The sequence below is a fragment of the Sutterella seckii genome (genome assembly GCF_009183815.1).
Taxonomy (GTDB): domain Bacteria; phylum Pseudomonadota; class Gammaproteobacteria; order Burkholderiales; family Burkholderiaceae_F; genus Sutterella; species Sutterella seckii.
In genome coordinates this window covers 1-8,173 of the sequence record NZ_WEHX01000102.1, presented here as the reverse complement: position 1 = coordinate 8,173, position 8,173 = coordinate 1, and the positions used below count along the sequence as shown (strand labels likewise).

At 59.8% G+C, this 8,173-nt stretch carries 7 protein-coding genes and 2 tRNA genes; 5 read left to right on the top strand and 4 right to left on the bottom strand.

The window, feature by feature from the left end:
* Positions 1-175: 175 nt before the first annotated feature.
* Positions 176-889 (bottom strand): DsbC family protein, encoded by a 714-nt coding sequence (locus GBM95_RS10325; protein WP_152159018.1) that lies wholly within the window; start codon positions 887-889, stop codon positions 176-178.
* A gap of 216 nt (positions 890-1,105) precedes the next feature.
* Here GBM95_RS10325 and GBM95_RS10320 point away from each other — a divergent pair.
* Positions 1,106-1,181 (top strand) — tRNA-Phe (locus GBM95_RS10320).
* 70 nt (positions 1,182-1,251) lie between these two features.
* A tRNA-Phe gene (locus GBM95_RS10315) sits at positions 1,252-1,327 on the top strand.
* 52 nt (positions 1,328-1,379) lie between these two features.
* Here GBM95_RS10315 and queC read toward each other — a convergent pair.
* Both queC and GBM95_RS10305 read right to left on the bottom strand, forming a co-directional pair.
* Positions 1,380-2,117: a 7-cyano-7-deazaguanine synthase QueC gene (queC, locus tag GBM95_RS10310; RefSeq protein ID WP_152159017.1), complete on the bottom strand. Its 738-nt coding sequence runs from the start codon at positions 2,115-2,117 to the stop codon at positions 1,380-1,382.
* 26 nt (positions 2,118-2,143) lie between these two features.
* The gene (locus GBM95_RS10305; RefSeq protein WP_152159016.1) at positions 2,144-2,671 is read right to left on the bottom strand and encodes a hypothetical protein; all 528 of its coding nucleotides are present in this window, start codon (positions 2,669-2,671) and stop codon (positions 2,144-2,146) included.
* Between the two features lie 180 nt (positions 2,672-2,851).
* On the opposite strand from GBM95_RS10305, the gene hemA reads away from it, so the two are divergent.
* The 3 genes from hemA to prmC all read left to right on the top strand — a co-directional run bounded on the left by hemA (position 2,852) and on the right by prmC (position 6,226).
* Positions 2,852-4,141 carry a glutamyl-tRNA reductase gene (gene hemA / locus GBM95_RS10300; protein WP_139688451.1) on the top strand — a complete coding sequence of 430 codons (1,290 nt, stop codon included), beginning with the start codon at positions 2,852-2,854 and terminating at the stop codon, positions 4,139-4,141.
* Positions 4,142-4,295: 154 nt separating this feature from the next.
* Positions 4,296-5,372 carry a peptide chain release factor 1 gene (prfA, locus tag GBM95_RS10295; RefSeq protein ID WP_152159015.1) on the top strand — a complete coding sequence of 359 codons (1,077 nt, stop codon included), beginning with the start codon at positions 4,296-4,298 and terminating at the stop codon, positions 5,370-5,372.
* Between the two features lie 20 nt (positions 5,373-5,392).
* Positions 5,393-6,226 (top strand): peptide chain release factor N(5)-glutamine methyltransferase, encoded by an 834-nt coding sequence (gene prmC, locus GBM95_RS10290; RefSeq protein WP_152159014.1) that lies wholly within the window; start codon positions 5,393-5,395, stop codon positions 6,224-6,226.
* A 102-nt stretch (positions 6,227-6,328) separates the two neighbouring features.
* Here prmC and GBM95_RS10285 read toward each other — a convergent pair whose 3' ends face one another.
* Positions 6,329-8,074: an ATP-dependent nuclease gene (locus GBM95_RS10285; RefSeq protein ID WP_152159013.1), complete on the bottom strand. Its 1,746-nt coding sequence runs from the start codon at positions 8,072-8,074 to the stop codon at positions 6,329-6,331.
* Positions 8,075-8,173: the final 99 nt, after the last annotated feature.

The window sequence follows — 8,173 nt, the reverse complement described above, 5'->3', positions numbered from 1 at the left end:
CGCCTCACGACGGACACCCTTGCCTCTGGCTGTGAGCTTGGCACTACCTCCTGCTCATCGGGACTTTCACCCTATAGAAATCGCCCATGCCGGGCACACCACGACGAAAGGCATCCAGGAAACCCGGATGCCTTTCTTTTCGCTTGTCTTCCGAGGAGTCGTCGGAAGAGAACGCTTACTTCTGCTCGGCAAGAATTCGTTCAAACTGCGAAGCGGGAACAGCGCCCGTCATGCGGTCGCCCGTCGGGAAGAAGAACGTGGGTGCGCCCGTCACGTTGTAGCGGCCGGCAAGCGACAGGTTGCGGCGCATTACGGAAGCGTCGCAGTCGGGGCTCGCGCTCTCGGGCGCAATGCCCTTTCGCATCCAGTCGGCCCAGGCCTTCGACGGATTCTTGCTGCAGACGATCTCGCGGTTATTCTGTTCGCCCCGAATCATCGGCGTAATGAAGGTGTAGACCGTCAGGTTCCCGACCTCTTCAAAAACCCGCTCCATCGAGCGGCAGTAGGTGCAGTTGGCGTCCGAGAAGACGATCACCTCGCGCGAGCCGTCGCCGAATACCTGCTTCACGGCATCCTCGCGCGGCCACTTGTTCCAGCTTTCGCGCGCCCATTCGCGCAGACGCTCCTGCGTCTGATTGGTCTGCGTCTTGGTGTCGATGATGGAGCCCGAAAAAACGTAGTCCACCTTGTCGTCGACATAAAAGAGCCGGTCCTGAATGAAGACTTCCCAGAGGCCGGGAATCGGTGCCGGACGGACGCTGTCGGCCTTGAGCCCCGTATTCTTCATGAGCTGGTCGCGCACCGACTGCTCGTCGGCCTGGGCGGCACCGGAAAGAAGCGTGAGGGCGGCAAGGGCCGCAGCGGCAAAATGCTTGAATGACGCGGTCATGACGAAGAGGGGCGCTCCACTTAGGGATAAGGACAAAGATTTTTTGCGAAGGATTATCGCCAATCTCTCCTTCGTTGAATCTGAAAGCGCGCAGGAATCCATGACTTCGGTCCTCGCGCATTTACGGTATTTTTCTGCCGCACCCTCCCCCGCCGCACACGTCGTCTTGCAAATTCCTGCCGCCATTCATATAATTGCACCCTTGACATTTTTTACGGCTAGGTAGCTCAGTTGGTAGAGCAGCGGATTGAAAATCCGCGTGTCGGCGGTTCGATTCCGTCCCTAGCCACCATTCATCTTCCCTTCGTGGAAGACGGATGGGGCTCCGGCGAAAGACAAACCGAAGAAAAAATGTTGCGCGTGGCTAGGTAGCTCAGTTGGTAGAGCAGCGGATTGAAAATCCGCGTGTCGGCGGTTCGATTCCGTCCCTAGCCACCAGAAATACAGGAAGCCCGCAGCGCCGAATGGTTCTGCGGGCTTTTTCATGTCGTCAGAAGCGCTTGCTGCCCGACCACTCTTCCCAGCCCTTTTCGCGCAGGCGGCAGGCGGGGCACTCGCCGCATCCCCAGCCCCATGCGTGATGGTGCTCATGGTCCCCCATGTAGCAGGTGTGGGTTTCATCGCGCACGAGCTTCACGAATTCATCGCTGCCCGTCCGCTCGGCAAGCTCCCAGGTTTCCGCCTTGGTGAGGCGCATCAAGGGGGTCTCCAGGATGATCGGAGCGTCAAGCCCCAGAGAGAGCGTTACCTGAAGGGACTTGAGCGTATTGTCGCGGCAGTCCGGATACCCCGAATAGTCCGTTTCGCACATGCCGCCCACGAGCACCCGCGCACCCCGGCGATAGGCAATAGCCGCGGCGAGCGTGAAGAAGAGGAGATTTCTCCCCGGCACGAAGGTATTGGGAAGCCCCGACGACTCGAAGGCGATCCGACGCTCATCCGTGAGCGCGCAGTCGGCGACTTCGCCGAGTACGGGAAGGCTCAGCATATGGTCTTCCCCGAGTCTTTCGGCCCAGGAGGGCTTCATCGCCCGCATTTTTTCAAGCACTTTTCCGCGGCAGACGAGCTCGGCCTGATGGCGCTGGCCGTAATCGACGCCCACGGTTTCGACGCGCCCGAAGCGCTCAAGCGCCCAGCCGAGGCACGTCGTGGAATCCTGACCGCCCGAAAAGAGAACAAGTGCGGCCATGTCGCGGCCGGCGGAAGCGATGTCGGAAAATTCTGTCATGGAAAATCCATTCAAAAAACAAAAGGTCAGGCGCCCGGAGCAGCATTGGTAGCTTTGGGCGCCGCGAGGAGCGCCCGGACGCGGTCTCTCACGCGCAGGCACTCGGCAATGTGCGCGTCGCCGAGCTTCACGACCGTCCAGTAGGAAAGCGCAGCCGCCGCACCCTGACCGGCGATGGGCACCCATTTTGCAGCCTTTCCGGTCATCCAGCGCGATCCCACCTGCTTCACGACCGTGAGAACCGCCGCACTCGTCACGTAGCGGCCGGCAAAGACCGCGCTCACCTGCGAGAGGGCCGTAAGCACCGCGAGCCGCTCGTCGGTATGGAGCCTCTCGATCTGCTCGGGCGACAACTGGAATGCCCGGTTGATTCTCATCAGCATGTCGGCAAAGGTTGCAGCATCCACCGCAATGTCGATTCCCGGCACGGGAAGCACGGCGGCAGCGGCAGAGAGCGCGCCGCGCTTTCTCACGAGCGCGCGCATTTCCCGGGCAGTCTCATGAAGCGCATCGGACGAATCCCGCACTTCTTCCGGCCCCGATTCGGCATCCATTCCGCGAAAATCTGTTTTCACCATCAAAAAGCCTTAGAGATCAATCGGCTCTGCACCTTAAGGCTTGCGAAACATTTAGCAACCTATAATGCGCAGACTTCTTCAAAGAATAACCTTTTCGCCGTTTCAGGCTCCGGCCGGCCCCGTCGTCCGGAATGCTCACTGCGGCAGCACCTCGAAATGCAGCTTCTCGCTTTAGGCCTCAACCATACGACCGCTCCGCTTTCCGTCCGCGAACGCGTCGCCTTCGGACCGGATGAAATTGCCGAGACGATCGCGCATATGCTCGAGCGCTTCAGCGGCACGCCCCAGGGCGGCATTCATGAAGCCGCTGTGCTTTCCACCTGCAACCGCACGGAACTTTACGTCGCCTGCGAGGATACGGGCGCCGCGAAGGAGAGCATTCTTTCCTTCATCGCCAACAAGAAGGGCGTGCAGCGCTCCGAGCTCGAACCCCACATCTACACCTTCGAGCAGGAGGAAGCCGCGCACCATACGTTCCGCGTGGCCTCGGGCCTCGACTCAATGGTTTTGGGCGAAACGCAGATCGTCGGCCAGATGAAGAAGGCCGAGAAGATTGCGCGCGAATGCCACGGCCTCGGCGTGATGTTGAATCACCTCTTCCAGACCACCTTCACGGTGGCAAAGGAAGTCCGCACGGCGACCGCCATCGGCGCCAACTCCGTGAGCCTTGCGGCTGCCGCCGTCCGCCTTGCGCTTCGTCTTTTCGGGAATCTTTCGAAGGAACGGATCCTCTTCGTGGGCGCGGGCGAAATGATTGAGCTCTGCGCGGCGCACTTCGCCGCCCAGAACCCGCAGTCGATCACGATCGCGAACCGCACGGTCGAGCGCGGCCAGACGCTCGCGCGCACGGTGCATGCCGATGCAATTCCGCTCTCCGAGCTCCCCGAAACGATCGGCAACTACGACATCGTCATTTCCTGCACGGCCTCGGCGCTTCCCATCATCGGCCTCGGCATGATCGAGCGCGCGATTTCCGAGCGCCGCCATCGTCCGATGTTCATCGTCGACCTCGCGGTGCCACGCGACGTGGAGCCTGAGGTTGAGCGTCTCGACGACGTCTACGTCTACACGGTCGACGACCTCGGAAAGGTCGTGAGCGAAGGCAAGCAGTCCCGCCAAGCCGCAATCTCGCAGGCGGAAACGATCATTGGTCTGCGCGTGGCGGACTTTGTTGAGTGGCTGAAGCTCCGCTCCGCCGTCCCCACCATTCAGTCGCTTCGCGACCGCGCGAACTACCTGAGGGACGAAGAGCTCTCCCGGGCGCTCCGCCACCTTCATCACGGCGACAAGCCCGAAGAGGTGCTTGAAATGCTCGCCCATGGTCTCACCAACAAGCTCCTTCACGATCCGACGATTCTCCTCAGAAACGGCGAAGGCCTCACCTCCGACGACCGCGATCTGATGGAGCGCATGCTCGACCGCTTCTACCGCCGTCACGACCGGTAAATAAGGAAGCGCGAAGCATTCAACAGAACGGGACCTCTTGCGGGTCCCGTTTTGTTATGGATCTTTCTGAAAGACCAAGCCCGTCCTTTCCGAAACCGCTATCCTTCTCATCGGTTTGACAACAAAAGCTTCTGAATCCTTTCGCACCAAAGAAATGCTTAACGACACCGTCCGCTCGAAACTCTCCGCGCTCTCCCGGCGGCTTGAGGAAATCGACCGCATGCTTGCGGCTCCGGAAACCGCAGCCGACATGAATAAGTTCCGCGACCTCTCGCGCGAGCGCACCGAAATCGAACCGGTCGCGGTAAAGCTCGCCCAGTACGAAAGCGCGGAAGCGGACCTCAAAACAGCTGAAGAACTCGCTGAAGACCCCGAGATGCGCGAGTTCGCTGAGGAAGAGACTGCCAAGGCGAAGGCGGAGCTTGAACGTCTTGAGGAAGCGCTCCGGCTCGAGCTCATTCCGAAGGACCCCAACGACGAAAGGAACATCTTCCTTGAAGTCCGCGCGGGCACCGGGGGCGATGAAGCGGCGCTCTTTGCGGGCGACATTCTCCGCATGTATCTCCGCTACGCGGAGAGCCAGGGGTGGAAGACCGAAATTGTTTCGCGCAACGAAAGCGAACTCGGGGGCTACAAGGAAGCGATCGTCCGCATCATCGGTCGCGGCGCCTATTCGAAGCTCAAGTTCGAATCGGGCGGACACCGCGTGCAGCGCGTTCCCGTCACGGAAACACAGGGCCGCATTCACACCTCGGCCTGCACGGTGGCTGTTCTCCCGGAGCTCGACGAAATTGAGGAAGTGAAGCTTGATCCCTCGGAACTCCGCATCGACGTCTTCCGCGCGTCGGGCGCGGGCGGACAGCACATCCAGAAGACGGACTCGGCCGTTCGCATCACGCACCTTCCTACGGGGCTCGTTGTTGAATGCCAGGACGAACGCAGCCAGATTCAGAATAAGGCGCGCGCCATGCAGATTCTCGCCTCCCGCATCTATGCGGCCCAGGTCGAGGCGCAGCATGCAAAGGAAGCGTCTGAACGCAAATCCCTCATCGGATCGGGCGACCGGTCGGAGCGCATCCGCACCTACAACTATCCGCAGGGGCGCGTGACCGACCACCGCATCAACCTCACGCTCTATAAGCTTGATGCCATCATGAACGGCGACCTTGAGGAAATCATCACGGCGCTCACCACGCAGCACCAGGCGGAAGCCCTGGCTCAGCTCGCTTAAAAAGGGAAGGAGACGAGAGAATGGCAGAGGAAACGCAGATCGGACCTTCCATCCGGGCTCAGCTCGCCAAGGCGAGCCCGGTGATCGGACGCTTTGAAGCGATGATTCTGCTCGGCTTCGTGACGGGGCGCTCGCGCGAGAATCTGATCGCGCACGACGAAGAGGAAATTTCCGAAGAGGAGATCATGCGCTTCGACCTCCTCGTTGCCATGCGCTCCGCCGGCACCCCGATCCCCTACCTCACCGGAAGCCAGGAGTTCTACGGGCGCCACTTCCATGTGACGGACGCGGTGCTCATTCCCCGCCCCGACACCGAAGTCCTGATCGAGCAGGCGCTCCTTGTGGCGGCGCCCAAACCCCGGATCATCGACCTCGGCACCGGAAGCGGCTGCATTGCCGCCACCCTGGCGCTGGAACTCCCGGGGTCTGCCGTAACGGCGACCGACGCCTCCTCGGACGCCCTTGAAATCGCGAAGGGAAATGCCGAGGCGCTCCACGCTCCCATTACCTTTGCCGAAGGCTTCTGGTGGGATGCCGTGGCGGCCGATGCCGTCTACGACCTGATCGTCAGCAACCCGCCCTACATCCGGCCCGATGACGAGCACCTGAGAAACCTCGAGTGCGAGCCGATCGGCGCCCTCACGGACGGCATCGACGGGCTCGAGTGCCTCCGCACCATCGTTGCGGGCGCCATGGCGCATCTCGCGCCCGGCGGCTGGATTCTTCTCGAGCACGGCTACGACCAGGGCGACGACGTGCGGCAGATGCTTGAAGAGGCCGGGTTTGCCGCCGTACGGACGCGCAAGGACTATGGCGGCAACGACCGCGTGACGATGGGGCGTCGGGCGGACTAATGAGGGAAAGAAACGGTCGATCCGCCTGATCGATCGGCTTCGGGTTCTTAGAGATCGGGGCGTGCTTATCCGGCACGCCCCGAATTATTATTGAATGGTTGATCAGGAGATTGATATGGGGAGACCCATCGCGCTTCGGAATTTCGCCTTCAGTGCATTCAGGGGCAGCTTCGCGAAAGTTGCCGGATCCTGAAGCGCGGCGAGCATTTCCGACGGCTTGAAATCCCCCCGGGTAGGAACCTGGAGCCCCAGAAACGTTTCAAGGCAGTCGGGCAGCATGACGGGATCGGCGCAGCTCACCTCCTTCAAGCCCTCGCGGCCGCACATTTCCTTGATCACCGTGTTGAGCGCCTGGTGCGAAATGCCTTTGGACGTCGTCCTGCCATTGTCGTCGTCGATCATGATGCCGAACTTGATGCCGAAGGCGTGCATGAGATGCATGAAGCGGGGAATGTTGAATTTGCCGCTGCAGTCGAGAATCGCGAAATTTCCGAGCTCCTGCAGCTGATCCGCCCAATCTTGGGAGAGCAGATATTCAAAGAGTGCTTTTTCCGTCGGACCTTCCACGAGGAAGACTTTGTTGGCAAAGAAGACGCCGGCGCGCTCAGCATCGAGCCAGAGCGAGAAGAAATATTCGTCGCGGTTCTGGAGCTGGCTCGGGCTCCCGCTCGCCGTGCCTGCGACTCTTACCCGCCCCTCAAATTCCTCTGCGGCTTCTGCAAGTTTCCGTCGAATCTTCCCCAGCCCCGGCTGATAGACGTGAGACCGGCCATTCACGCGTTCAAACCGGACCATCTGATGAAGGTCATCCACCTTTCGGCTTGCGAACACGCTGGAGTGTGAGGAAGCAATGACCTGGCGATCGGGCTGCGCGCCGAGATCATGGAGCTTTCTTGCGAGGAGAATCTGCTGGGAGGGATGGAGGAACGCCTCCGGTTCTTCATACAGAATCAACAGGAAATCTGCAGAAAAATCCTTCATCTCCGAATCCTTCCCTGCCTTAGTCTTCACGGCATTCTGCGTCTGGAATGTCGGCAACAGTTCAATCAGCAGATTAATGACGGAGCGCTGCATCCCTTGTCCGAAACGGCTGAACTCGATCTCGGCGTTATTGAGCGCCTGATCCGAGAAAGACGCCGACAGCATCGTCTTCAGAATGTCCTCGGTTTTGGGGAGCCGGACCTGCAGCCCCATATTCACGCCCCAGTCCGCCTGAAGCCGCGTGTTCATCGGAGCCGTAAAAGCCGAGAAGAAGCCGTTGGCTTGATTGCCTGCCTGATTGAGGCTCTCAATAGCGGCGGCAACGTTATGGAATTCAGTGCTCGCCATCATCCGCCCTTCAACCAGGAGCTTCATGAGCTCCCTGAAGGGGCTCGGTCCCGAGAGCTTCATCTGCTCGTTCTGAGTCACGATGGCGGGAATATAGATGAGCGTCCCGAGTTTTCCTACACCGACGCTTTTCGCACCATAAAAGAGTGTCTCCGAAACCTCTTCGCCCATGAGTGCGTAAACGTTGTCGTTTCTGGGCTTCACTTTATCGGGCGACTTGAAATACCGGCGAAGCGTGAGCTTCTGATTCGGGTTCTCTTTGTACTTGTCGGCCAGGTTCTCCCACTCGACGTTATTGAGGCGAAATTCGATCTCGACCCAGGCCTCGTCGTCCTCGTTCCCTTTGCAGGGGAAGTCGTCATCCTCCCACTTGATATCGCCGTAGAAGAGCCTGATGGCATTGAGGAAAGTCGTCTTTCCGGCGTTGTTGGCGCCGACAAGAAGCAGGTAGTCATCGACCTGAACTTCAGCTTCGATGATCGATCGGTAGTTGTGCACATGCACGCGTTCAATCTTCATTCTTATTAACAAAGGTATTTAATAGTTGACGGATGGTGCTGTGTGGCGCTTGGGGTCAGGCCGCCTGTGCATAGAGGGTACTCTCATTCGTAAAACAGG